Raw genomic sequence first — 25,536 nt, 5'->3', positions numbered from 1 at the left:
TCTCCTAGAGGACTCCGCGCGCCTTGATGTCCAGGTAGCGGTTCACCGCCGCGAGGCTCAGCTCGTCCGGCGCCACGTCCAGCATCTGCACGCCGCCCCGGCTCACGCGGGCCTTGAGGACTTCGCGGTCCGAGAGGAGCTCCGAGGCCACCGCGTGCTGGAACGCCTCTTCTGGGCCAGAAGGCGGCGTGTGCAGCAGCTTCTGCAGCGCCGTGTCCTTCACGGACAGGCACAGCGGGACGTGGCGGCGCGCCAGCCGGTGCAGCGGCGCCACCAGCGTTCCGGCCTGCTCCTCGTCGAGGAAGTCGGTGAAGACGCACAGCAGGCTGCGCCGGTGGAGGCGCACGTTCAGCTCCTTGAAGAGCGCCAGGTAGTCCACGTACGTGAGGCTGGGCGTCGCGGAGTAGAGCGTGTCCACCAGCTTGCGGTACTGGCCCCGGCCCGCCGCGGGCGGCAGGTACGCCTTCACGCCGTCCGCGAAGAGCGCCAGCCCCACGCGGTCCCCGTTGCGGATGGCCACGAAGGCGAGGAACAGCGCCGCGTTCACCGCGTGGTCCAGCTTGGTGAGGCCATCCACCTGCGCGGCCATGGACCGCCCCGCGTCCACGCAGATGAGCAGCGCCTGCGAGCGCTCCGACTCCAGCACGCGCGTGACCGGCCTGCCCCGGCGCGCGGTGGCCTTCCAGTCCACGTCGCGCACGCTGTCGCCCTGGGCGTAGTCGCGCAGACGCGCGAACTCGCTGCCCCGTCCGTCGCGCCGCAGCTGGCGCAGGCCCAGGTTCACCAGGTCCAGCGCCGCGCCCGACAGCAGCAGCCTGCGGGCGCCTCGGAGGTCCGGGTACACCGACACCTGTCGCTCGGCGGCGAAGGTGCGCTCATGCGAGACGAGCCCCAGCGGGCCCTTCACGCGCACGTGCACGGCGCCGAAGCTGAACTTGCCGCGCTTCGCCGGCGTGGCCCGGTACACCCACTGCGTCTGGCTGTCCGGCGTGAGGCGCAGCGTGGCTTCGTCTGGTTCGGTGGCGAAGGACGGGGGCGCGTCGTCCTTCACGCGCACCTCCACCGTGCCTCCGCCCCGGTGCACCAGCCGCAGCTCCACCCGGTTGGCGACGCCGACGTTGAGGCGCTCCGGGAGCGTGCGTTGGACCTCCAGCCGCACGCGGCGGGCCTGGAGGAAGTCGAACGCGGCCAGCGTCACGGCCAGCGCGTCCAACGCCAGCACCGCGCCGCCCAGGCCCGGGAAGAAGCCCGCCAGCGCCATGGGCAGCGCGAGCAGGGCGACGAGCCCCCACAGGCGCTCGGAGGGAATCACCGGGGGACCTCGACGGCCTGGACCACCTCGCGCAGCACGTCCGCGGGCGTGGCTCCATCCAGCTCCGCGTCCGGCGACAGCAGCAGCCGGTGGCGCAGCACGGGGCCCGCGAGGAAGCGCACGTCATCCGGGGTGACGAAGTTCCGGCCCCGGAGCGCCGCCAGCGCTTTCGACGCGAGCAGCAGGTGCACGCCCGCGCGCGGCCCGGCGCCCAGGCGGATGTTGGGCGAGGCGCGCGTCGCCGCCACCAGCTTTCGGATGTACCCCAGGACCGGCGGCTCCACGTTCACTTCGTTGAGCGCCGCGCGCGCCTGGAGCAGGCCCTCCTTCGTCACGGCCGCGTTCACGCCCGCGCGCGCCAGGTCTCCCGCGTCGAAGCCCCGGTGCACGGATTCGAGGATGGCGTCCTCCTCCTCGGGCGCGGGGTAGCCCACGTCGATCTTCAGCAGGAAGCGGTCGAGCTGCGCCTCGGGCAGCGGGTACGTGCCCTCCGACTCCACCGGGTTCTGCGTGGCGAACACCGTGAACATGGGGGACAGCTGGAGGTTCTTGCCCTCCAGCGACACGGCGCGCTCCTGCATCGCCTCCAGCAGCGCGGACTGCGTCTTCGCCGGGGCGCGGTTGATTTCGTCCGCCAACAGCAGGTCCGTGAAGATGGGGCCGCGCACCAGCACGAAGGTCTGCGACTTCAGGTCGAAGACGCTGGTGCCCAGGATGTCCGCGGGCATCAGGTCCGGCGTGAACTGGATGCGCTTGAAGTCCGCGCCCACGCTGCGCGACAGCGCCTTGGCCATCAGCGTCTTGGCCACGCCGGGCACGCCCTCCAGCAGGATGTGGCCACCGGCGACCAGGCCACAGAGCATCAGCTCCAGCGGTTCGTCCTGCCCGACCACGGCCTTGCGCACCTCGGAGAGGACGCTCTCGCGGATGGCGTTCGCGGCCCGCACGGCGTTGCCGCCGTCCGAAAGGGGAGGAGGGGAGAGGGGCGGGGCGTTCATGGGGTTCCGGGTCGGTGCCGGCCGGTGCCGGCGGGGTGGATGCGCTCGCGCACGTGCGCGGCGGAGGTGGCGAGGGCCTGGAGGTCGGCGTCCTTCCGCACGGCGTCGGACTGGCGGGCCACGTCGAGCAGCCCCCGCGCCAGGTCCTGGCGCCCCCGCGCCCGCAGGCCCTCCGCGACGGAGGCGGCGGTGGCGTGGGAGGGCAGGCCCGCGAGCGGCGCCAGCTGCTGCGTGAGGCCGCGCGAGATGAGCCCCGCGGCGAAGGCGTGGTGCTGTCCCTCGCGGTACAGGCGGCTCATGGCGAACAGCGCGTCCGTGGCGCCGACGCGAAGGGCTTCGGCCAACGGGAGGGGACGACCGAAGCGCTTCAGCGCGCCCGCCCACAGCACGACGCCCAGCAGCAGCTGCGCCACGGCGAAGTGCAGGCCGTAGCGGCGCGCGAAGTCCACGATGGAGCGCTCGTTGGTGAAGCCGTGGTGGAACTCGTCGAAGGCGTACGGGCCGGGGCCCAGGGCGTTGAGGGCGCTCAGCCAGAACTGGGCGTTGTCCGCGCGCGCGAGCGCCCGATTCATCGCGAGCTCCGGCGCGCCCATCACCAGCACCCGGCCGGCGCCAACCGGGACCACCGCCGCCACGGGGCGTCCCATGCGCTCGTCCTCGAGCACGGTGACCGCGTCCTTCGGGAGCCGGAGGTAGGCCTGCACCTTCGCCTCCACGCGCTCGACGCCCAGCGTGTACGGGGTGGGCACCGGGGCCACCAGCGTGCGCATGGGCAGCGTCGCGTCCGCCTTGTCCAGCGTCATGCCCAGCGCGTCGAGGAGCGGGTTCTCTCGGGAGCCCCAGGGCACGTACACGAGCGAGTGTCCCGCGCGGACGTGGGCGAGGACGCGTTCGACCTCCGCGTCGTCCAACTGCTGGGCGCGGAGCGCATTGAAGCCCTGGTGCGGCGCCACCTCGTCGGCCAGCCCCGCATCCGGAGCCGCCGCGAGCTGCGTCTGGTCCGGGTCCGCCTCGTGCGCGCCCTCCACGTCGATGGCGAGCAGCACCAGCGTCTGCGGGCCGGACAGGAGCCGCAGGTCCGACATGCCGCGCGCCACCGGCAGGCCGCTCTCCTGCGCGAGCAGGTACAGCGCGCGCGCGCCGTCCGGCTCCGCCCGGAAGGTGGACAGGGGATCCGCGAAGCCGCCGCGCTGGGCGCCTCGCACCAGGAACGCCCCGAGCACGCCCGCGAGCAGCAGGCCGCCCAGCACGAGCAGCGGGAACCGGTCACGCACCGGCGGCCTCCTGCGCGGGCGGCGCGGCGAGCAGCGGGGCGGTGATGGCGCGGAACTCCGTGTAGCCCGTGGAGCCCACGGGTTCGTTGCCGTACCACGCGAAGTCGAAGCGGCGCGTCAGCTCCCGGAAGGGGGCCTTCACCTCGGGGCGGCCGCGGAACGCGCGCAGGTAGTCCCAGTTGGACAGGGTCTCGTCGTAGTGGATGGCGCCGTCGCGGTGCAGGCGCGACAGGAGCGCGAGGTACAGGTTGCGCACCGCCTCGCGGTATTGGCCCCGGGCGGCCAGGGCGTCGGCCAGGTGCGCCCAGCCCTCGGGGGGACGGGACAAGGCATGGTCCGGATTGCCCGCGAGCGCCGCCGCGTCCATGGTGCTCACCTCCAGCTCCGGGCTCTTGTCCGTGCGCTCGCGCCGCAGCATCCTCACCAGCACCATCACCAGCACCGCCAGCGTCAGCGCCACCAGCATCACGACCAGGGCATTGGCCACCGCGCCGCCGCTGAAGAGGGAGGCCTCGGACGGCCGGGGCGGCGGGTTCTTGAGCTTGAAGAGTTCCTTCAGCCACTGACCCAGCTTGTCGATGAACTGGCGCCACCAGCTCGGGCCCGAGGGCGCGTCGTCCTCCTCCTTCGGCGCGTCCGGGGCGCGCTCCGGACGCTCCTGGAACTCCGGCCGCGAGAGGATGGACCGCGCCCGGTCCGTCGCCGCCCGGGCGTCCGCCTGGGCCTGCGCCTGGGCCGTGGCGGCCACCTGCGCCAGACCTGCCTCCAGCGTCGAGGCCGCCGTGTCGCAGTCCTCGTCGTCGTAGGCCTGCTTCTCCAGCAGCCGGACGAAGCGCTCCAGCTTGGTGTCCTCCCGCGTGCTCAGCGCGTCGAGGTCCTTGAGCGCCGTGCCCTCCACCTGCTCTGGCAGCTCGCACGTCTGCGCGACCTTCTCCAGACGCGCGCGCACCGACTGGCGCCCCGTGGACGCGGCCCCCTGTCCGGGGGCCGCGCGCGGTGCCGCTTCAGCCGGTGTGGGGCCGGTGAGCAGCAGGCCCGTGGCCACCAGCAGCGCCGCGGCGATGCCCTTCGTTCCCAGCGCGCCTGAAGCCGCGCCGCGCTTCGCGCCGCGCTCCGGAAGCTGCCGCGCGGCGGCCAGCAGATCCAGGCCCTCCTGCCGCACGCGCCCGTCCACCAGCAGCAGCGTGGCGGTCGCCGCGCGCAGGGGCTCGAAGAGGGCGAACGTCGTCGCCGCGAGGAACAGCAGCCACTGCGAGTTGTCCAGCGAGGCGAACCGCTCCGCGAACGTCAGGTCGATGCCCACGAGCTTCCGCGCGAGGATCAGCAGGAAGTTGATCCCGATGTGCAGGTTGAGGAACACCAGCACCTGCACGGCCATCAACCACCGCACGACCGTGGCCGTCCCGCGCGACGGGCCCAGCAGCCGCAACCCCACGGAATAGAGCTTCAGCGGACTGCCCCGTCCCTGCATCGTGGCCGCGTAGCCCACGCTCTGCGCGGAGAGCAGGAACAGCGAGATGCCCAGCGACAGCGTCACCGTGAACACGTTGAAGAACGCCAGGTACGCCACCGCGATGAACAGGCTGGGCAGCCGCGACAGCGCCGCGCGAAGCGACGGTCCCAGGGCCGGCTCCGCCTTCGTGCCCAGCAGCACCTCCTGCACGTAGTGGCACGCCGCGCCCTGGCCCAGGCCCCGCAGGAACCACGCGAGCGTGACGTACAGCGCGGGCAGGGTGAGGGAGCGGCCGCGGTCCACCGCGTCCAGCAGGTGCAGCAGCGTGGCCACCACCGCCGCGCCGCCCGGCAACGTGAGCGCCCAAACGCCCGCGTCGCGCGCGCACAGCCGCAGCGCCGCGTCCATCAAGGCCACCGCTCCCCGGGGGCGCAGCTCGAGCGCGGAGACAGCCATCGCTCAGCTCACCACGTGCGCGGCCAGCAGGACGCCGCCCCACACCAGGACGACGCCCACCAGCGCCAGCACCACGTGCGCCACGCTCCACTCACGCCGTGGCGGCGGCCCCTCCAGCGCCTTGCGTCGCGTGTCGAGGCAGCTGGCGCAGCGGTTGATGCCCTCGAACTGCGTGGTGCATTCGCGGCAGATGACGCGCCGACACTCCACGCAGATGCCCAGGCCCGCGCGGTCCGGGTGGTAGTGGCAGCGGCCCGAGCCTTGAATCATGCGCACACCTTACGCAATCCAAGGCTCGCCGCACCACCCCCGCGCGGGCATCCGGGGCCTACAACTCGTCGAAGAACTCGTCGTTGTAGGTGTACCGGCCCAGCCGCTTGACGAGCGCCTCCATGGCCTCCACCGGCTTCACGGAGAAGAGCATCTGCCGCAGCTTCTTCACCTTCTCGTACTCGCGCAGGGTGAAGAGCTTCTCCTCCTTGCGCGTGCCGGACTGGGGGATGTTGATGGCCGGGAAGACGCGCTTCTCCGCGAGCAGGCGGTCCAGGGTGACTTCCGAGTTCCCCGTGCCCTTGAACTCCTCGAAGATGACCTCGTCCATGCGGCTGCCGGTGTCGATGAGCGCCGTGCCGATGATGGTGAGCGAGCCCGCCTCCTCCGTCGCGCGCGCGGCGCCGAAGATGCGCTTGGGGCGCTCCAGGGCGCGGCTGTCCACGCCGCCCGTCATGGTGCGGCCGGAGCTGTCCACCTCTTTGTTGTAGGCGCGCGCCAGGCGGGTGATGGAGTCCAGCAGGATGACCACGTCCTTGCCCGACTCCACCAGCCGGCGGGCGCGCTCCAGCGCGAGCTCCGCCACCTTGAGGTGGTCGCCCGTGGGCCGGTCGGAGCTGGAGGCGATGACCTCCGCCTTGATGCTCCGGCGCATGTCCGTCACTTCCTCGGGGCGCTCGTCGATGAGCACCACCATGACATGGCACTCCGGGTGGTTCTGGATGACGGCCTGGGCGATGCGCTGGAGCATGATCGTCTTGCCCGTCTTGGGCGGGGCGACGATGAGCGCGCGCTGGCCCTTGCCGATGGGCGCGATGAGGTCCAGCACCCGCGTGACCATCTCCTTGTGGCCGTTCTCCAGCTTCAGCCGCTCGGTGGGGTCCACGGAGGTGAGGTCCGCGAAGTGCGGCAGCCGGGGCGCGCCCTCCAGCGGGCGCCCGTCCACGGTGTCCACCTTCTGGATGACGCCCTTGTGGCCGCGCATCTGCGCGAACGCGGTGAGGTACTGGCCCTGCCGCAGGCGCAGCTTCTGAACGAGGTTCTTCGGCATCTCCGGGTCGTCCGGCGACGCCAGCAGGTTGCGCTTCACCTGACGCAGGAACGCGTTGGGGCCCTTGGCCTCCGTGTCCAGCACGCCTTCCACCGGCGCCAGGTTCTGCTGGGGCGCGCCCTGGGCATGTCCGCCGCCGCGCTGCTGCTGCGCGTGGCGCGGGTGCTCATGCTGCTGGGCGCGGCCCTCCTGCTGCGGGCGGGCCTCCTGGGGCTGCGGCTGGCCACCGCCCTGGGGCTGCTGCTGTTGCTGCTGGGCCTGCCGCTGGCGGTACTGCTCCAGCTCCTGCGGCGTCAGGAAGACCTGCACCTGCTGGCCGTCCGGGCCCGGCTGCATGCGGTAGGCCTGACCCTCCGGGGTGAAGTGCACCTGCGCGCCACGGCGGCGGCGGCGACGGCGGCGGCGGCGGCCTCCCTGGCCCGCGGGGCCTCCGGGCGCGCCGTTCTGGGGGGCTCCGCCCGCGGAGGCGTCACCGTCATCGGGACCGTCGTCACCCTCGTCGTCGCCGCCGTCGTCGTCCGCCTCGGGGGGCGGTGGTGGGCGGGCGGCCGCGGGCGGGGGCAGCGGGTTGCGGGTCTCGGGGTTGTCGGAATTCTCGCTCATGGGGCTCCACGCGTGACGACCCTGGAGGGCGGCGGCCACAGGGGGCCGCCGGGGGCGTCAGGAGGCAGGTTTTGGGACAGGAAGCCGGACGCGGGGCCTGCGAGAAGGCCGAAACCGCCGGTTCCTGAAACCCCCCGACGGCCCTAGCGCCGGCCGGGAGGCACTCACCACCCTAACAGAGCGCCAGGATGGGGCGCCCGCATTTTCGCCGCCCGTGCGCGTGGCATGTTCGCCGGGCGACCTCCCACGTCCCCTCAGCGGATGCGGATGCTGTAGGGGAGCATGGCCTTCAGGCCGGGGCGCAAGAGCTCGGGCGAGCCCAGCCCCACCTCCCGGGCAAGCAGGGACAGCGCCTCCGGGGGGCGCTCCGGCAGCGCGGGCAGCAGCACCCCCGCCAGCGCGTGCACCCCGGGCTCGCCGCCCAGGCTGGAGAGGAAGCCTCGCGCGCCCCCCATGACGTCCAGGTCCAGGTCCTCCCTGGAGGACACCCCGGCGCGCTCGCGGGCGGCCGCGACCGCGTCTTGCAGGCCCCCCAGCTTGTCCACCAGCCCTCGGGCGAGCGCGTCCTGGCCGCTCCACACGCGTCCCCGGGCGATGGCGTCCACCTTCGCCTTGTCCAGCTTCCGGCAGCGCGCGACCTCGCTGATGAACGTGTCGTAGGAGTCGTCCACCCAGGCCTGCACCGCGGCCTGCTGCTCGTGCGTCCACGGCTTCCACCACCCCAGCAGGTCCGCCATGTCGCCGCGCTTGACGGTCTCCTGGTTCACCCCCAGCTTCGTGCCCAGGCCCTCCAGCGCGGGCTTCAGGTAGAAGACGCCGATGCTGCCCGTCAGCGTGGTGGGCTCCGCGATGACCTCGTCCGCGCCCACCGCCGCGTAGTAGCCGCCGGAGGCCGCCAGGTCGCCCATGGAGGCGACGACGGGCTTGTGCTTCTTCGCCTCCAGCACCGCGCGGTACATCAGGTCCGACGCCAGCACGTCGCCGCCGCCGGAGTCCACGCGCAGGACGATGGCCACCACGGACGGGTCGTCCTGGGCGTCCTTCAGCGCGCTCACCACCGTCTCGGCGCCCGCGATGCGCGCGAAGCCCAGCGGGTCCTCGCGGCTGCTGCCCCCGGTGATGTCGCCCAGCACCGGCACCACGGCGATGCGGCGGCGCACGCCCCAGCGGTCCTCGCGCTCGTCGCGCGGCGAGTACGTCGGGTGGAAGCGCAAGCCCGGAAACCAGTCGGCCACCTGCGTGTGCAGGTCCGTGGCGGAGACCACGCCGTCCAGCAGGCCCGCCTGCTGCGCCCGCCGGGAGGACAGGATGCCGCCCGCCCACGCCGCGCGCAGCCGCTCCGGGGACAGCTTGCGGCCCGCCTCCACGGCCTTCTCGTAGTGCGTCACCTGGGCGTCCAGGTACGCGTCCAGCGTCTCCTTCTCCGCGGGGCTCATGTCGGAGCGGGTCAGCTGATCCGTCGCCGTCTTGTATTCGCCCACGCGCGCCACGTCCCAGTGCACGCCCAGCTTGTCCATGGTGCCGCCCAGCGACGTCACCGTGGCGGACAGGCCGTTGATGGGCAGCGCCGCCTCCGTCAGCGCGTACACGCTGTCCGCCGCCGACGCCACGAGGTACGAGCGGTCATCCCCGGACAGCATCACCACCACGACCTTCTTGCCCGCCGCCCGCAGCTTGAGGAAGGCCTGGCGCAGCTCCTCCGCGGTGCCCCAGCCCACGCCGGGCAGGCCCTCCATCTTCACCAGCACGCCCTTCAGCCGCGTGTCGTGCGTGGCCAGGTCCAGGAACTTCAGCAGGCGCAGGTAGGGGTCGGACTCGCTCACGCCCAGGAGGGACAGCGCCGGACTCACGCCGCCCGCCAGCATGTCGTCCAGGTCCAGGAGCGCCACGATGCCGCCGCCACCATGCACGGAGCGGTAGCGCTCCGACGACAGGCGCACCGCCACCACGTGGTCCAGGCCGTGGCCCGTGCCGCCCGCCGCGTACGTCAGGCCCGCGTGCCCCAGGTCCACCGTGGCCGCGAACTGGAGCGCCAGCGGGATGCCGCTGACGAACCCGTGGGACAACCCGCCGCCCAGCCTCACGCCGCGCACCACCTCCGCCTGGAGCGTGTAGGTGGCCTGTCCCTCCCGGAAGCCCCCTTCCGCGAAGAGCCAGTCCACGCCCAGCGTGTAGCGCTCATCCAGCGGGCGCAGGCCCAGGCCGAAGTTGTAGCGGCGCGGCAGCTTGAAGTCGTCGTGCGCGGGCGCGTTCGCGTCCCGGGCGACCACGGCCAGCGACAGGAAGCGGAAGGGACGGGCGGTGAGGCCCACGTCCCAGCTGGTCAACCGGCCGATGGCGCGGTCATCCGAGCTGTAGTCGTGGACGGCGCCGCCCAGCTTCAGGGTGGGGGGGCCCAGCGACAGGCCGAAGGACGTCTTGCGGTAGTCCGGCGCGTTCTCCCCGCGGATCCACTCCAGGGAGAAGCCCGCGCCCAGGCCCAGGATGCGCGCGCCCAGGAAGACGGCGTCGCCCACGGTGTCGGACCCCAGGTCTCGCTCGTGGAGATAGAAGAGCTGCCCCGCTTCCTGGAAGCCCAGGCCGGCGGGGTTGAGGGCCAGCGCGGGCGCCTCGTCCACGAGCGCCGAGTTGGTGGGCGGCAGCGTGATGCCCCGGGGCGGGGTGGTCGCTCTGTCGACGGCGCCCGTCTGGGCGAGCGCGAGGCTGGGGAGGAGGGCGAGCAGCGGCAGGTGGCGCATACGCCCGGGACTCTAGGGGCGGGGAGTCCCGGGACAAGCGCCGCGTGTCACCAATCCTCGGTTCCCGACACGTTATCCAACGGATCATCCCCGGAATGCTTCTTGACGGACTGTCGGGACTGTCCGCCCCGGTCCTCAGAACCCCAGTCCTCCGAGCCGCTGCGGCTCTCCAGCGGGTCGCGCTTGCGGACGACCTGCTCGCCCTCGCTGTTGATGAGCTGGTTGACCACCCGCTCCATCTCCGACTTGAGCTGCCCGTATTCGTCGCCCTGGAGCACCAGCCGCCGCGAACCCAGGCGCTTGCCGTTCTTCACGTCGAACAGGCCCACCGCCAGCTCCGTGCCTCGCTCCGGGATGACGCGCACGGTGCCCACCACCGTCCGGTCCAGTCCCAGCGACTTGCCCAGGGCGACGATGGCGTTGGCCGGCTTGTCGCTGGCCCGGGAGACATCCGGCACCACCTTGTCCAACTGTTCGTCATAGGACTTGTAGGTGGCCGTCGGGACGAGGTTCGCGACGACCTCCGAGTCATCCGGCGTCACCTCCGCGATCTGCCCGAACTGGCGGAAGCCAGGGCGCTCCAGGCGCACCAGGTGCTTGCCCACCGGCAGCGTGGGCAGCGTCACGGGGGTGTAGCCCACCGCCTCGCCGTCCACGTAGACGCGCGCGCCCGCGGGCCGCGACTTGAAGGTGGCGCTGCCCCGCAGCTGGGACGGACGGCTCGTCGCCACCTGTACGCGCAGGCTCATGAACTCCCGGCTGAAGCGCTTGGGGTTGAGTTCGAACGTGGGGTTGAGCGCCATCAGGTCGATGAGGAGCAGCTTCGCCTCCTCCACGTCCCCTCGCAGCTGGAGGATGGCGCCGTGCAGCGCCAGGGCGTCGCACAGCGGGAAGCAGGCGTTCATCGCCGCGACGGAGCCCTCCAGCTCCTTGAGCGTGGCGCGCACCTTGCGCTCCGCGTCCTCGTACTCGCGGGCCTCGAAGGCCTTGACGCTCTCCTCGTAGCCCTTCTTCGCGCGCTGGAACGACGCCTGCGCGGCGGGGTCGTCCGGCAGGCCGAACAGGTCGCGCGGCTTGCGCACGGAGAAGTTGGAGAAGTTGCCGAGCGCGTCATTCATGTAGGTCTCCATCTGCACCCCGGAGGACTCGGACGACGGGTCCATCGGGATGATCAGCGCGGAGATGCGGCCCGGCGGGGGCGCGGACGACAGCGCCAGGGCGGGCAGCAGCACGAGCGCGAGCAGGAGGGCTTTCATGGAGACTCCGGGACGCTTGACGCTGGAGCTAGAAGGAAATTCCACCGGGCAGACCGTTCACGGGGTTGAAGCCGGGGCCGCGATCCGTCGTGGCCACGTACACCACGCCCGCGGTCACCGCCGCCACGCCCGCGGCCGCGGCCCAGAACCAGGGCTTGCGCAGGATGGAGTCGCTGGAGGACGCCACCGGCTCCTTGGTGTCCTGACGGCCCTGGGGCAGGGCCGCGCCGGTGAGGAAGGTGTGCACCTGGTCCGCGGCGGCGTCCGCGCTGCCCTTGCCGTCGCGCTTGGTGAAGTCCACCTCCAGGCCCTTGAGCCGGTTCTTCGTGCGCAGGTCCCACGCCTGGACCTCGCCGTGCAGCCGGCCCTTCTTGTCCTGGAACGCCGCGGCCAGCACCACGTAGCGCGCGTTGAGCCGCTCGCCGATGGCGCCCACTTCCGGGGGCACGCCGTCCGCGTCGAAGGCCTGGGCCGAGCCGCCCTTGGTGGCCGCGTCGCGCAGCGCGGCCAGGCCGGGCGAGGGGGCCAGCTTCGCCTTCACCTCCGTGGGCGTGGCCGGCTTCACCTCCGAGTACGACACGGACGTGGCGTAGCCGGGCAGCACCACCTGCACGGGGTAGTGGCCCGGGGCCAGCTTCACGCCGGACAGCGGCGTCGCGCCCACGTCGCGGCCGCGCACCAGCACGCGCGCGCCCTCGGGCTGGGACGTCACCACCAGCGAGCCCTGCGGCTGCGCGGACAGGTCCTTCTGGGCCTCCGCGAACACCCGCTGCACGTCCTGGCCGAACAGGCCCGCGTCCGGGCGCAGCGACGGCTCCGCCACCAGCGCGTTCGTGAAGGAGGCCTTCGCGCCCGCCACGTCGCCATTGAGCAGCTGCGACGCGCCCTGGAAGAGGTACGCCTCGCCCAGCTTCTCCGGGCGCAGGTCACCGGGGCGCTGCACGTACGCGTCCGCGGCCGCCTTGAACTTCACCGCCGCGGTGTCCGGGTCCAGGTTGTCGTACGCGGCGCGGCCTTCGTCGAAGAGCGCGTCGCCCTTGGGGTTGCCCTGCGGCGCCGACGTCGGGAAGGCGGTGGCCAGGTCCACGAACTGCACGTCGCCCGCGGTGCCCAGCTTGCGCGTCAGCGTGTCCTCCAGCTTCGCCGCCGAATCCGCCGCGACCGGCTGGCGGGCCACGCCGAACACCGCCACCGCGCTCGAGGGCGCCGCGCGCACGATCTGCGTCGCGACGTCAGCGGGCTTCGTGGCGGAGGGCTTGGTGGCGGCCGGGGTGATGGCCGGCCTGGTGGCGGCCGTAGGCGCGTCCGAAGCCGGGGGCGCGTCGTCCGGCGGGGTGAAGGTGTCCTCGTCGGGCTCGGAGACGGGGGCCGTCTTCGTCGCGGCGGGGCGCTTCTTCTTGGCGGGGCTCTTGCGCCGGGAGGCGGCGTCGGCAGCGGGGGCGCTCAGCAGGCAGGCGAGCGCGAAGGTCAGGGCAAGACGGGTGGTGTTCACAGTGCCGGCGATGCTAGCCGACCGGCGGGGCGGAAGACCAATGCCTCGCCCGGGACGGGAACGGCCCGTCCCGGGTGTGCGGGGACTCCCACTTATTCAGACGTCGAGTTCCTGCACCTCGCCCGCCTGCTCGGTGATGAACTTATAACGCGCCGAGACATCCTTCCCCATCAGGTCGTTGATGATGCGGTCGGTCTCCAGTGCGTTGTCGATGGTGACGCGCAGGCTGATGCGGTTCTTCGCGTCGAGCGTGGTCGTCTTCAGCTCTTCGGCGGTCATCTCGCCCAGACCCTTGAAGCGCATGATGTTGGGCTTGGCGTTGCCCCTGGCCTTCTCGCGGATGATGCGGTCGCGGTCCGGCTCGTCCAGGGCCCAGTACGTCTCCTTGCCAATGTCCACCCGGTACAGGGGCGGCTGGGCGATGTGCACCGCGCCCGCCTCGATGAGGGGCCGCAGGTGGCGGTAGAAGAACGTGAGCAGCAGCGTGGCGATGTGGTGGCCGTCGCTGTCCGCGTCCATCAGCAGGAAGACGCGCCCGTAGCGCAGCTTCGTGATGTCGAAGTCGGAGCCGATGCCGCACCCCAGCGCGCTGACGATGTCCTGGAGCTCCTTGTTGGTGGCCACCTTGTCGGTGGAGGCCTGCTCCGCGTTGAGCACCTTGCCGCGCAGGGGGAGGATGGCCTGGGTGCGACGGTCGCGGCCCTGCTTGGCGGAGCCGCCTGCGGAGTCGCCTTCCACGATGAACAGCTCGCTCGACTGAGGATCCGTGGAGGAGCAGTCCGCCAGCTTCCCGGGGAGGTTGAGCCGGTGGCTCACCGCCGTCTTGCGGTTGATGGCGGCGGAGGCCGCGCGAGACGCCTCGCGCGCGCGGGCGGCCAGGATGATGCGCGCCAGCAGCGCTTCCGCGATGGACTTGTTGTCGTTGAGCCACTTCTCCAGGGCCGGGCGGATGGCGCCGTCCACCTGCGCGGTGGTCTCCGGGTTGTTGAGGCGGCCCTTCGTCTGCCCCTGGAACTGGGGCTCCACCACGTACACGGAGAGGATGGCGGTGATGCCTTCGCGGATGTCCTCCGCGGTGAGCGTCACGCCCTTGGGCGACAGGCCGTGCGTCTCGATGTAGTTGCGCATCGCCTTGACGATGGCGGCCTTGAGGCCCGCCTCGTGCGTGCCGCCCAGGTTCGTGGGGATGCCGTTGACGTACGAGCGGATGTGCTCGTCCGTGGCCTCCGTCCACGCCAGGGCGACCTCCAGCCGGACCTCGTTGTCGCGCGAGTAGTAGTACGGGGTGCTGCCGGTGGGGACGATGGGCTTCTGGCGCTCGGAGACGACCTTGGTGAGGTACTCCGCGATGCCGCCGTCGTGCTTGAACGTCACCGCCGTGTGGGGCGTGGTGGTTTCGTCCTTCCAGACGACCGTCATGCCCTTGTGCAGGTAGCTCTTCGCCTCCAGGCGCTCGCGCACCGCCTCCGCGTCGAACTTCTGCTTCTCCCCGAAGATCTCCGCGTCCGGTTCGAAGCTGGTGGAGGTGCCGGTGCCGCGGGCGGGGCCCTCCACCTTGAGCGAGCTGGTCGCCTTGCCGCGCGCGTAGGACTGCACGTAGCGCTTGCCGTCGCGCTTGATCTCCATGACCAGCTTGCTGGAGAGCGCGTTCACCACGGAGCTGCCCACGCCGTGCAGACCGCCCGAGTGGATGTAGTTGCCCTGCTCGAACTTGCCGCCCGAGTGCAGCGTCGTGAGGATGACCTCCACGGCGGGCTTCTTGTGCCGGGGCATGATGTCCACCGGGATGCCGCGCCCGTTGTCCACGACGGTGATGGACTTCGCGCCCTTGTGCAGCGTCACCTCGACGGTGGTGGCGTAGCCGTTGATGACCTCGTCCACCGAGTTGTCGATGATCTCCCACAGCAGGTGGTGGTAGCCCGTGCTGTCGGTGCCACCGATGTACATGGCCGGGCGCTTGCGCACCGGCTCCAGGCCTTCCAGGACCTGGATGTCCGCGCCTGTATAGCTTTCCTTCTTGGTCGCCATGGCCTTCCCGCTACTCCTTCTTCTCCGGCAGCGGCACGAAGGTGACGGGCCGCGCCACCTCCTTCACCGTGTCGCGCTTGGACATCTCGTGGCCCTTGCCGCCGCGCGCCGTCACCGTGAACTTCGACGGTGACAGGTGCAGCTTGCGGCCCTTCTGCGTCTCGAACTCCAGCGTGGCGTCCTTCTGGCTGGCGGGCGCGGCGAGGAAGTCCACCACCTTGTCGCCCGGCTCCACCTTGATGACCTGGACGCCCTTGCCCGGGCCGGCCAGCTCGTTCACCTCCGCCACCTTGCACACGAGCGCGCTCGTCTTCTCCGTGAGCACCGCGAGCAGGTCGCGGTCGCCCACCGGCTGCGTGCCGATGATCTCGTCGCCTTCGCCCGTCTTCGCGTAGCGGCGGCCGGCGCGGGTGGAGACCTCCGTGTGCGGCGCGAGCAGGAACCGGAGGCCCAGGCCCTGACGCGTCACCGCCACCAGCTTCTCCGGCTGGGGCAGGCGGGCATCCAGGGACAGGGCGCCCACCACGCGCTCGCCGTCGTCGAACTTGAAGAGCTTCTGCACCGGGTCGCCGTAGCCGGTGGAGGCCGGCACGTCGTTGAAGCGGGTGACGTACGCGGTGCCGAAGTTGCTGAAGAGCACCAGGTTCGCCTTCAGGCTGCCGGCGAGCACCGCCATCACCGCGTCGCCTTCGCGCAGGCGGGTGGTGGACGGGTCCTTCACCTCGCGCACGCGCTTGATCCACCCGTCCCGGGTGATGACGACGTGGGCATCCTCGTCCGCGATGAACGCCTCCGCGGAGAACTCCATCTCCTCCGCGCCCGCGCCGCCGATGCGCGTGCGGCGCTTGTCGGTGTACGCGGCCTTGAGCCCGGTGAGCTCGTCGTGGATGACGGCCCAGCGCTTCTTCACGTCCTTGAGGATGCCCTCGATGCGCTTGATCTCCGCGCGCTTCTCCTTGAGCTCCTTCTGGACGATGAGGATCTCCAGGCGCGCCAGCTTGTACAGGCGCATCTCCAGGATGGCGTCCACCTGGATCTCATCCATCTTGAAGCGCGCCATCAGCTTCTGGGCGGCGTCCTGCTTGCCCTCCGACTGGCGGATGATCCGGATGATCTCATCCAGCGCGTCGTAGGCCTTCTCGAAGCCCTCCAGGATGTGGACGCGCCGCTTGAGCTCCGCCAGCTCGTGCTCGAAGCGCTTGGTGACGATCTCCAGGCGGAAGTCGAGGAAGTAGCGGAGGATGCTCTTCAGGTCCAACCGCTTGGGCGTGCCGACGTCCGGGTTCTCCGACGGAACGAGGCAGGTGAGGTTCACGCCGAAGTTCGTCTGCAGCGGCGTGTGCTTGTAGAGGTACGCCATCACCAGCTCGGGGTTGGCGTCCTTCTTGAGCTCCAGGACGATGCGCACGTCCGTGGTGGATTCGTCGCGCACGTCGGTGATGAGCGGCAGCTTCCGCTCGCGCACCAGCTCGCCGATCTTCGCGACGAGCGTGGACTTGTTCACCGTGTAGGGGATGGAGGTGACGACGATCATCTGACCGCCGCGCTTGAGCTCCTCCAGCTTGTACTCGCCGCGGATGCGGACGCTGCCCTGGCCCGTCTCGTAGATCTCCCGCAGCTCCTTCTTGTCGTTGAGGATCTGCCCGCCGGTGGGGAAGTCCGGCCCCTTGATCCACTTGAGCAGGTCCTTGGTCTGCAGCTCCGGATCCGCGATGAGGGCCAGGAGCGCGTCCACCAGCTCGCCCAGGTGGTGGGGCGGGATGTTGGTGGCCATGCCCACCGCGATGCCGGTGGTGCCGTTCATCAGCAGCTGCGGCACGCGCGCCGGGATGACGACGGGCTCGTCCCGGGTTCCGTCGTAGTTGGGCCGGAAGCGGACGGTCTTGCTTTCCAGCTCGCCCAACAGCTCCGTGGCCAGCTTCTCCAGGCGGCACTCGGTGTAGCGGTAGGCGGCGGCCGAGTCGCCGTCCAGCGAGCCGAAGTTGCCGTGGCCGTCCACCAGCGGGTAGCGCAGGGAGAAGTCCTGCGCCATGCGCACGAGCGCGTCGTAGATGGCCGTGTCGCCGTGCGGGTGGTAGCGGCCCATGATGGCGCCGACGACCTGGGCGCACTTCTGGTACTTGGTGTCGAACGACAGGTTCAGGTCGTTCCACATGCCGTAGAGGATGCGGCGCTGCACGGGCTTGAGGCCGTCGCGCACGTCCGGCAGGGCGCGCGAGGTGATGACCGACAGGGCGTAGTTCAGGTAGCGGCGGCGGGCTTCCTCGGCCAGGCCCGCGGGCACGCCATCTCCGCCACCGGCGCCGGACGCGCCGCCGCCTCCCTTTCCTCCGCCCCCTGCCGGGCCTCCCTGCTTCTTGCGCGTCTTCGTATCGGCTTCTGCGAGCATGGTCATGGAATCCAGATGGGTTTCACGGGACCGCCCCCACCGCATGACGCGACGCGCGGGCTGCGTGCGCGCTGCGACTACCAGTCGGGTCGGACCGACAACGTCAGGTCGGCGGGACTACCATGGGCCTCTGACATTGAGAACGAATTCGGGAGGTTGCGTCGCCTCCGGGGCAGGAATTCTGTACGCCCGTACAGTCCTGTGCCCGTTGGAAACCCACCGCCAACCCCCCGGAATTCCGAGGGGAGCGCGGCCGCGGTGGGCGGGTGGGCTGATTCCGGAGGGGGCGGCTAGCCGTTGTCGCCGGCCGCGTTGGCGCGGGGCTTCTTGCCCTCGGCGTCGGGGGCGCGGCCCCAGTTGCCGCTGCCGTGCTTGAAGATCTGCACGCCCTTGCCGGAACTGGACCCGGCCATACCGGTGACGGTGGCGGTGAGGGCCTTGCCGCCGGGCGGGTGGTAGATGACACGCACCTTGCGGGCGGAGGGGAGCAGGGCGCTGGTGGCGTCCACGAGCAGGTAGACGGTGGTGCCGTCCGTCTGGATGCGCTCCGGGTCCTGGCGGTTGTTGAGGTCGGCGAGCAGCTCGCCCGAGTCCGCGCTGGTGGAGTCGGAGCCCAGCTGACGGACCTTCACGCGCAGGGCCAGCTCCGGAGGGGCGTCCTGGCGCTTGTACTCGCGCACGCCCTGGATGACGACGGCCAGGTCGGCGCCGTTCTCCGGGGCCTTGTTGGCGGACAGGTGGAGGCCGGACTGGGTGCTGGAATCGGTGTCCAGGAACAGCGTGACGTTGGCGCAGCGCTGCTTGCACTCGTCGCCGAAGGGCGGCTTGTCGAACTTCAGCCGCATGGCGAAGTCGCTGCCCTGGGGCCCGATGGTGGCGTCCACGATGACCGGGCGCTCATCGTCCCCGGTCGGCTTGTAGCGGAAGGTGGAGGTGCCCCGGCTCGCGGCGGAGGCGGTCGCGCTGACCAGGAGCGAGCAGGCGAGCAGGGTGGGCAGGTGCTTCACGGAAGGAGACCTCCTGGTGGTTGGGACATCAAAGAGGACCATTCAACGGGAACAGGCCCCGGGCCGGCAAGCCTGGGGCGTAGAGTGGTCGACCGGAGGACAACCATGCCTACGCCGTACGTACGCCAGCTGAAGCTGGGACCCATGGACAACTTCGTCTACCTCGTGGGGCCTGTGGACGGGCCGGAGGTGGTGGTGGTGGATCCCGCCTGGGATGTGCCGGCCATCGAGGCGGCGGTGGCCCAGGACGGCAAGCGCGTGGTGGGCGCGTTCGTGTCCCACTGCCATGGCGACCACATCAACGGCCTGGCGGAGCTGCTGTCGCGCCATGACGTGCCGGTGTACGCGCAGGCGGAGGAGGTGGCCTTTTCACGCGAGCTGCGCACGTGGGGCGGCGACGCGCTGCGCCCGCTGAGGGCGGGAGACGCGGTGCCCGTGGGCGCGCGCACGTTCCAGGCGCTGCACACGCCCGGGCACACGCCGGGATCGCACTGCCTGCTGGCGGAGGACGCGCTGGTGTCCGGGGACACGGTCTTCATCAACGGCTGTGGCCGGTGCGACCTGCCGGGCAGCAACCCGGAGGACATGTACCGTTCGCTGTCACAGGTGCTGCTGAAGGTGCCGGACTCGGCGCGGCTGTTCCCCGGGCACGACTACGCGGACGTGCCGGTGGCGGGCATGGAGGCCGTGCGTCAGAAGAACCCGTACTTCGGCTTCCCGGACATGGCGTCCTTCGTGGCCTTCCGCATGCGGCCGCGCAAGTGACGTGACGCGGGGCTGGAGGGGCCGGCTCACACCCGCCGGGCGCGGGCCACGGGCGGCATCTTCACGCCGCTGGCCGGCTTCGCGTGCATGGCCCAGTACGCGGACACGCCCAGCAGCACCAGCGACAGCAGCGTCCACAGCGCCGCCCAGACGATGGACGGCACCCACGTCTCGCTCGCGAGGATGCCCGCGTCGCTCTGGGCGCGCACCGCGCTGTTCCACAGGTCGTCCCGCAGATCGAACACGACGTAGAGCGCCGTGAAGGCCGCGAGGAACAGGTTGAGCGCGTCCACCAGCCCGGTGGGCAGGAAGCGCGCGCCCAGTCCCATGGCCAGCGCCATGCCCAGGCAGAACGCCAGCGTGAACAGGTCCCCCGCGTAGAAGAAGCCCATCACCGCCAGCCACACCGACGCCGCGCCCATCACCGCGCGGCCCAGCCGGAAGCGGAACGTGGCCAGCATCAGCGCCGCCCCCGCCACCGCGCTGCCCAGGTAGCCCGCCGATGACACGATGACGCGGTTGAACACCCCGGGCGGCAGGCGGGACAGGCAGCTTCCGCCCTCGTTCACCTGGAGGTGCACCCGGTCCACCGAGCCCCCCACCAGCAGCGTGGCGATGGCATGCCCGCTTTCGTGCATCATCACCACCAGCACCTTCACCGGCCACAGCACCGGCGAATACCAGAAGTACCAGGATGCCCCCATCAACAGGAGGAGCAGCGCCAGCCGTCCGAAATCCAGGGTCGCTCCGCTCGCGGTCCGCATCACTGGTCCCCTCCTGCCTGGACACCGGAACATCCAAGCGCGTTCCATCTTCCGTGAAAACGCCCGCCGCGGACACCGGAACGGTCGCGCCCGGGCACCGGACGGAGTAGGGAGGGGACACCATGAAGAAGACGCTCCTTCTCCTCTGTCTCGTGGCTGCCCCGGCGCTCGCCGGGGAAGGGAAGTGGACCCCCCAGCAGGTGCTGGAGCTGAGTCCCGCCTGGCTCAAGGCCCAGGGCCTCCAGCTGCCGCCCAACAAGCTGTGGGACCCCAAGCGCGGCACGGGCCTGCTGGCGGGCACGGTGAACACCGGCGGCTGCTCCGGGTCGTTCATCTCCGCCTCCGGCCTGATCATCACCAACCACCACTGCGCCTTCTCCATCATCCAGGAGCACAGCTCCCCCCAGAAGGACCTCATCACCGACGGCTTCCTCGCCAAGAGCCCGGCCGAGGAGCTTCCGGGCAAGGGAGCCCGGGTGCAGGTGCCGCGCGGCTTCAAGGACGTGACGGCGGAGATCAACGCCGCCGTGCCGCAGGGCGCGGACGACCTCGCGCGCTACAAGGCCATCGACCGCAAGCAGAAGGAGCTGGTCGCCGAGTGCGAGAAGCGCCCCGCCACCCGCTGCCAGGTCGCCACCTTCGATGGCGGCGTGAACTACACGCTGGTGGACGCCGTGGAGCTGCAGGACGTGCGGCTCGTCTACGCGCCGCCGCGCGCGGTGGGTGAGTACGGCGGCGAGGAGGACAACTGGATGTGGCCCCGCCACACCGGTGACTTCTCCATCATCCGCGCGTACACCGCGCCGGACGGGACCTCCGCCGCGTACAGCGAGAAGAACGTGCCCTACAAGGCGGAGTTCTTCTTCCCGCTGTCCACCCAGGGCGTGAAGCCGGGCGACTTCGTGATGGTGCTGGGCTACCCGGGGAGCACCTACCGCACGCTGCTCGCGGAGGAGATGGCGGAGCGCCAGGCGCGCTACTACCCGCGCATCCGCGACGTGCTGGGCGAGGCCATCCGCATCCTGGAGGCCGAGGGTGAGAAGGATCCGGCCGGGAAGATCGCCGTGGCCTCGCAGCTCAAGGGCCTGCACAACGTCTACAAGAACGCGGGCGGCCAGCTCGCGGGCCTCCAGCGCGGCCACATCGTGACGAAGCAGCGCGACACCGAGGCCGCCACCGTCGCCTGGGCCCAGAAGGCCCCCGCGAAGTGGGGCGACGCCCTCAAGGCCCGGGAGGCGCTGCTCACCGAACAGCAGGCGGCCGGGAAGACCTTCGAGCGCGAGTTCCTGCTCGGCATGTCCGGGCGCCTGGCGCGCGGGCCCGCGCTGGCCACGTCCGTGTCGCGGCTGGCCATGGAGCGCGCGAAGCCAGACCTGGAGCGCCGCCCGGAGTACATGGACCGCGAGCTGCCGCGCATCAAGGACCGCCTGGAGCGCGAGCAGAAGAACCTCTTCCTCGCCGCGGACAAGGTGCTCCTCCACGCGTTCGTGAAGCGCGCGCAGGCGCTCAAGCCGGACGAGCGCATCGCGTCCGTGGACGCCGTCTTTGGCGCGACCTATTCGGAGAAGGACGTCGCCGCGAAGATCGACGCGCTCTACGCGGGCACGAAGGTCCTCACCCAGGCGGAGCGGATGAAGATGGCGGACGAGTCCGTCGCGCAGCTCGCCGCGCGCCAGGACCCGATGCTGGCGTTCGGCATGGCGCTGGCGAAGGAGCAGGCCGCGCTGGATGACACGCGCGACCGTCGCCAGGGTGCCGCGTCGCGCCTGCGGCCGGCCTGGCGCAAGGCGGTGATGGCCCAGGCGGGCAAGCCCATCGCGCCGGACGCCAACAGCACGCTGCGCGTGACGTTCGCCAAGGTGCAGGGCTACACGCCGCGCGACGGCGCGCTGTACCTGCCGCAGACGACGCTGTCGGGCATGCTCCAGAAGCACACCGGCGAGGAGCCCTTCAACGCGCCAGAGAAGGTGCGCGCGGCCGCGGAGGCGAAGAAGTTCGGCGCCTGGGCGGACCCCCGGCTGAAGGACGTGCCGGTGGACTTCCTGTCGGACGCGGACACCACCGGCGGCAACTCCGGCAGCCCCACGGTGAACGGCAAGGGCGAGCTGGTGGGCGTGAACTTCGACCGCGTGTGGGAGAACGTCGCGAACGATTTCGGCTACAATCCGGACGTGGCCCGGAACGTCAACGTGGACGTGCGCTACCTGCTGTGGAACCTCGACCAGGTCGAGGACGCGGACGCGCTGCTGCGCGAGCTCAACATCCGCAAGGGCCCGCCGGTGGCGAAGGAGATGCGCTGACATGTCGGACGCGGGTGAGGGGTCTCCACCACTTCCCACCTTCCGTCCCGACGAACGGGTGTGCGGCAACTGCAAGCTCTGGAGTCCGCACTCCGTGGATCACCGGGGATGGGTGGGGCCGTGCCGCCTGCAGAACTCGCGCGGCATGTTCCCGCCCTCCGCCCCCATCTGTGACAAGTACGCGCCCCGGGGCTCCGCCGCCCCGGCGCCCGTGGCCTCGAGCACGCGAACCCGCACGGTGCGGAGCGTGGCCCCCGTGGTGGTGCGCCACCGCGCGGATCCCCATGCCGTGGTGGACCTGGAAGGGCTGAACATGACGCGCGAAGAGCTGATGGACATCTTCCGGGAGGCCGCGGGCCTCAGCGACCCGCCGCTCGCGGGAAAGTGGGAGGGCGGCACGGTGCGGCTCGTGCCGGGCAACCCGGAGCTCCAGGCGAAGGACCTGCCCATCGACAACCTGTTCCACAAGGTCACGATGGTGCGCGACCGCATCCGCGTGCTGGAGCAGAAGCTCAATGCCCACCCGAAGCTCACGGACGCGGAGAAGGCGGAGATGCAGGGCTACATCACCCGCGTCTACGGCTCGCTCACCAGCTTCAACCTCCTCTTCAAGGAGAAGGGGGATCAGTTCGTGGGCAGCAAGGGCGACGAGTAGTCCGTCTCAGGGACGCTGGCCGCGCTCCTCCATCACGGTGAGGGCGCGCTGGCGGCCCCGGTGCAGGGCGCTCTTCACCGTGCCCTCCGGGATGCGCAGGAGCCGGGCGATCTCCGCGGAGCCCAGGCCGCGCACCTCGCGCAGGTAGAGCACCTGGCGCTGCTGGGGGTTCACCTCCTCCAGCGCTTCATGGAAGTGGCGCTGCATCTGGGTGCCCACGGCGTGCGCTTCCGGGGACACCAGCTCCTGGGGGGCGTGCGTCAGCCGCTCCCGGCGCCGGCGCGCGCGCAGCCAGTTGATGCTGCTGTTCACCATCACCCGGTGCAGCCACGTGGTCCAGGTCGCCCGCCCGTCCAGCCCCGGAGGCTGCCGTGACAGGCGCAGGAAGACGTCCTGGACCACGTCCTCCGCGTCGTCGGTGTCGCCCACGATGCGCCGGGCGATGGCCAGCGCCCGGGAGCGGTGCTGGGCGTACAGGTCATTCAGGGTGGGGAAGGCGAGGACGGCGGCGTGCGGGCCCATGGCGGACGGTCTCCTGTGTCTTCCCCTGGAACGAATGGGGGCGTGAAACGGTCTATGGCCCTGGAGTGCGTCGCACCGGAGGGAGGGGCCCCGGGCCGTCCCGTCCCCTGACGGCCCCACCGGCACCCATCCACGGAGCCGGGCCCTGTGTTCCCGCATGCACAGCCGGTGCGCACCTTCCGGACCAGGGAGGCGCCATGGCTCAGCTGGCCAACGTGGGAAGCAGGAGGCCGTTCATGCCCCGGCGCCGGGAGGGCAGTGGCGCCATGGACCTGCTCCTGGGGCGCCCGCTCACCAGCGCCCAGGCGAGACAGGAGAAGACGGGGGTCCTCACCGGCGTGGCGCTGCTCGGGCTGGACGCGCTGTCCTCCGCCGCGTACGGCCCGGAGGCCGCCCTCACCGTGCTGCGCCCGCTGGGGGCCGCGGGCCTGTGGCTGCTCCTGCCCATCACGGCCGCCATCGTCGGGCTCCTGATGGTCGTCGCGGGCTCGTACGCGCAGACCATCGCGGCGTACCCGAGCGGCGGCGGGGCGTACACCGTCGCGCGGCAGAACCTGGGGCGCGGGGCGGGGCTGCTGGCCGCCACGGCGTTGATGCTGGACTACATGCTCAACGTGGCCGTGGGCATCTCCGCCGGCACGGGCGCCCTGGTGTCCGCGTTCCCCGTGCTCGAGCCCCACATCCTGCCCATCACCCTGGGCGTGCTGGCGCTGCTCACGCTGGTCAACCTGCGCGGCGTGAGCGAGGCGGGGGCCGTGTTCGTCGTGCCCACGTGGTTCTTCATCGGGTCGCTGGGCCTGGTGCTGGGCGTGGGCCTCATCAAGCTGCTCCTGGGCCACGCGACGCCCGTGCAGGCCCCGCCGCCCCTGGTCGTGCCCGCCGCGCCCGTGGGGGCGTGGCTCATCCTCCGCGCCTTCGCCAGCGGCTGCACGGCGATGACGGGCGTGGAGGCCATCAGCAACGCGGTCCCCATCTTCCGCGACCCGGCCATCCGCCGCGCGCGCGTCACGCTGGGCCTCATCGTCGGCATCCTGGTCACGATGCTGCTGGGCATCGCGTTGCTGTGCCGGGTCTATGGCGTGGGCGCGACGGACCCCACGGGCGCCCACTACCAGACCGTGCTGTCGCAGCTCATCGCGGCGGTGATGGGGCGCGGCGCCTTCTACTACGTGGCCATGGGCGCCATCCTCTGCGTGCTCGCGCTGTCCGCGAACACCAGCTACGCGGGCTTCCCGCTCGTCTGCCAGGTGCTGGCGCACGAGCGCTACCTGCCGCCGGGCTTCGCGCACCGGGGCCGCAGGCTGGCCCTGTCGCGCGGCATCCTCACCTTGTCAGGGCTGGCGGCCCTCCTGCTCATCGCCTGCAAGGGCATCACCGACCGGCTGATTCCCCTGTTCGCCATTGGCGCGCTGATGGCGTTCACGCTGTCGCAGGCGGGCATGGTGATGCACTGGAACCGCCACCGGGGCGAGGGCTGGCAGTGGCGCCGCGCGCTCAACGGCGCGGGCGCGGTGATGACGGCCATCACCCTGGTCATCGTGGGCGTGTCCAAGTTCACGCACGGCGGCTGGGCCGCGTTCGTCATCATCCCGGTGGGCATCGTGCTGCTGTCGCGCATCCACGCGGCCTACCTGCGCACGCGGCGGGCGTCGGAGCTGAAGCGGCCCCTGCACCTGACACCGGGGCCGCCGTTCGTCGCGGTGGTGCCGGTGGACCGCTGGTCGCACGCGTCGGAGACGGCGCTGCGCTTCGCGCTGGAGCTGAGCGACGACGTGCGCGCGGTGCACATCTGCAGCGGCGACACCGACGAGGACGCGCTGGACTCGCAGTGGCAGCACTTCGTCCAGGGGCCGCTGCTGGAGGCCGGCCGCCGGCCTCCGCCGCTCGTGCACGTGTCGTCGCCCTACCGCGCGGTGGTGTGGCCGCTGCTGGACTACCTGGACTCGCTGCTCGCGGAGACCCCCGGACGCACCGTCGCCATCGTGCTGCCGGAGCTGCTGGAGAAGCGCTGGTACCGCGCCATGCTGTACGGCCGCCGCTCGGAGCTGCTGCGCAGCGCGCTGCTCCTGTCCGGCGAGCGGCGCCTGGTGGTGGTCAGCGTGCCCTGGTACCTGCGCACGCCGGAGCACCCCGCGCCGCATTCAGCGTGGGCCGACTCCGCGCACCCCGACGACGGCTGACGCCGGGGCGGACGCGGGCCGGC

General features: G+C 71.4%; 18 protein-coding genes. 4 read left to right on the top strand and 14 right to left on the bottom strand.

The genetic code is table 11. The features are described from left to right. Positions 1-4: 4 nt before the first annotated feature. From FOF48_RS06145 to FOF48_RS06090, 12 genes are all read right to left on the bottom strand, one after another. The gene (locus FOF48_RS06145; RefSeq protein WP_143899233.1) at positions 5-1,312 is read right to left on the bottom strand and encodes a DUF58 domain-containing protein; all 1,308 of its coding nucleotides are present in this window, start codon (positions 1,310-1,312) and stop codon (positions 5-7) included. Beyond that, on the bottom strand, positions 1,309-2,310 hold the full coding sequence (locus FOF48_RS06140) for a MoxR family ATPase (protein WP_143899232.1): 1,002 nt from the start codon (positions 2,308-2,310) through the stop codon (positions 1,309-1,311). Before FOF48_RS06140 ends, FOF48_RS06145 begins: the two co-directional genes overlap by 4 nt. Next, positions 2,307-3,584: a DUF4350 domain-containing protein gene (locus FOF48_RS06135; RefSeq protein WP_143899231.1), complete on the bottom strand. Its 1,278-nt coding sequence runs from the start codon at positions 3,582-3,584 to the stop codon at positions 2,307-2,309. Before FOF48_RS06135 ends, FOF48_RS06140 begins: the two co-directional genes overlap by 4 nt. Next, positions 3,577-5,493 carry a DUF4129 domain-containing protein gene (locus tag FOF48_RS06130; protein WP_143899230.1) on the bottom strand — a complete coding sequence of 639 codons (1,917 nt, stop codon included), beginning with the start codon at positions 5,491-5,493 and terminating at the stop codon, positions 3,577-3,579. Before FOF48_RS06130 ends, FOF48_RS06135 begins: the two co-directional genes overlap by 8 nt. Before the next feature lie 3 nt (positions 5,494-5,496). Beyond that, entirely contained in the window at positions 5,497-5,763 is a 267-nt protein-coding gene (locus FOF48_RS06125; protein WP_143899229.1) for a hypothetical protein, read from the bottom strand. A gap of 58 nt (positions 5,764-5,821) precedes the next feature. Then, the gene (gene rho, locus FOF48_RS06120) at positions 5,822-7,417 is read right to left on the bottom strand and encodes a transcription termination factor Rho (RefSeq protein ID WP_143899228.1); all 1,596 of its coding nucleotides are present in this window, start codon (positions 7,415-7,417) and stop codon (positions 5,822-5,824) included. A gap of 254 nt (positions 7,418-7,671) precedes the next feature. Beyond that, on the bottom strand, positions 7,672-10,155 hold the full coding sequence (sppA, locus tag FOF48_RS06115; protein WP_143899227.1) for a signal peptide peptidase SppA: 2,484 nt from the start codon (positions 10,153-10,155) through the stop codon (positions 7,672-7,674). 47 nt (positions 10,156-10,202) lie between these two features. Beyond that, positions 10,203-11,411, bottom strand: coding sequence for a PEGA domain-containing protein (locus FOF48_RS06110; RefSeq protein WP_143899226.1), 1,209 nt, complete (start codon positions 11,409-11,411; stop codon positions 10,203-10,205). Between the two features lie 28 nt (positions 11,412-11,439). Next, positions 11,440-12,903, bottom strand: a complete 1,464-nt coding sequence (locus tag FOF48_RS06105; protein ID WP_143899225.1) for a PEGA domain-containing protein — start codon at positions 12,901-12,903, stop codon at positions 11,440-11,442. 96 nt (positions 12,904-12,999) lie between these two features. Next, positions 13,000-14,931, bottom strand: a complete 1,932-nt coding sequence (locus tag FOF48_RS06100) for a type IIA DNA topoisomerase subunit B (RefSeq protein WP_143899224.1) — start codon at positions 14,929-14,931, stop codon at positions 13,000-13,002. A gap of 10 nt (positions 14,932-14,941) precedes the next feature. Beyond that, positions 14,942-17,320 (bottom strand): DNA topoisomerase (ATP-hydrolyzing) subunit A, encoded by a 2,379-nt coding sequence (locus FOF48_RS06095; protein WP_186001805.1) that lies wholly within the window; start codon positions 17,318-17,320, stop codon positions 14,942-14,944. 290 nt (positions 17,321-17,610) lie between these two features. After that, positions 17,611-18,327, bottom strand: a complete 717-nt coding sequence (locus FOF48_RS06090) for a hypothetical protein (RefSeq protein ID WP_143899222.1) — start codon at positions 18,325-18,327, stop codon at positions 17,611-17,613. A gap of 105 nt (positions 18,328-18,432) precedes the next feature. On the opposite strand from FOF48_RS06090, the gene FOF48_RS06085 reads away from it, so the two are divergent. Beyond that, a complete protein-coding gene (locus FOF48_RS06085) occupies positions 18,433-19,092 on the top strand; it encodes an MBL fold metallo-hydrolase (protein WP_143899221.1) in 660 nt (219 codons plus the stop codon). 26 nt (positions 19,093-19,118) lie between these two features. Here the strand turns inward: FOF48_RS06085 and FOF48_RS06080 are convergent, their stop codons facing one another. Beyond that, entirely contained in the window at positions 19,119-19,856 is a 738-nt protein-coding gene (locus tag FOF48_RS06080) for a M50 family metallopeptidase (protein WP_143899220.1), read from the bottom strand. Positions 19,857-19,978: 122 nt separating this feature from the next. On the opposite strand from FOF48_RS06080, the gene FOF48_RS06075 reads away from it, so the two are divergent. Both FOF48_RS06075 and FOF48_RS06070 read left to right on the top strand, forming a co-directional pair. Beyond that, the gene (locus FOF48_RS06075; RefSeq protein WP_143899219.1) at positions 19,979-22,156 is read left to right on the top strand and encodes a S46 family peptidase; all 2,178 of its coding nucleotides are present in this window, start codon (positions 19,979-19,981) and stop codon (positions 22,154-22,156) included. Between the two features lies 1 nt (position 22,157). After that, positions 22,158-22,811: a hypothetical protein gene (locus FOF48_RS06070; RefSeq protein ID WP_143899218.1), complete on the top strand. Its 654-nt coding sequence runs from the start codon at positions 22,158-22,160 to the stop codon at positions 22,809-22,811. Positions 22,812-22,817: 6 nt separating this feature from the next. Here FOF48_RS06070 and FOF48_RS06065 read toward each other — a convergent pair whose 3' ends face one another. Next, positions 22,818-23,333, bottom strand: coding sequence for an RNA polymerase sigma factor (locus FOF48_RS06065; protein ID WP_143899217.1), 516 nt, complete (start codon positions 23,331-23,333; stop codon positions 22,818-22,820). A gap of 236 nt (positions 23,334-23,569) precedes the next feature. On the opposite strand from FOF48_RS06065, the gene FOF48_RS06060 reads away from it, so the two are divergent. After that, the gene (locus FOF48_RS06060) at positions 23,570-25,513 is read left to right on the top strand and encodes an APC family permease (protein ID WP_143899216.1); all 1,944 of its coding nucleotides are present in this window, start codon (positions 23,570-23,572) and stop codon (positions 25,511-25,513) included. Positions 25,514-25,536 lie beyond the last annotated feature (23 nt).

The organism is Corallococcus sp. Z5C101001 (assembly GCF_007352635.1).
In the GTDB taxonomy this organism is placed as follows: Bacteria; Myxococcota; Myxococcia; order Myxococcales; family Myxococcaceae; genus Corallococcus; species Corallococcus silvisoli.
The sequence above is the reverse complement of the archived record's forward strand: the minus strand, read 5'-3'. Positions and strand labels throughout refer to the sequence as shown.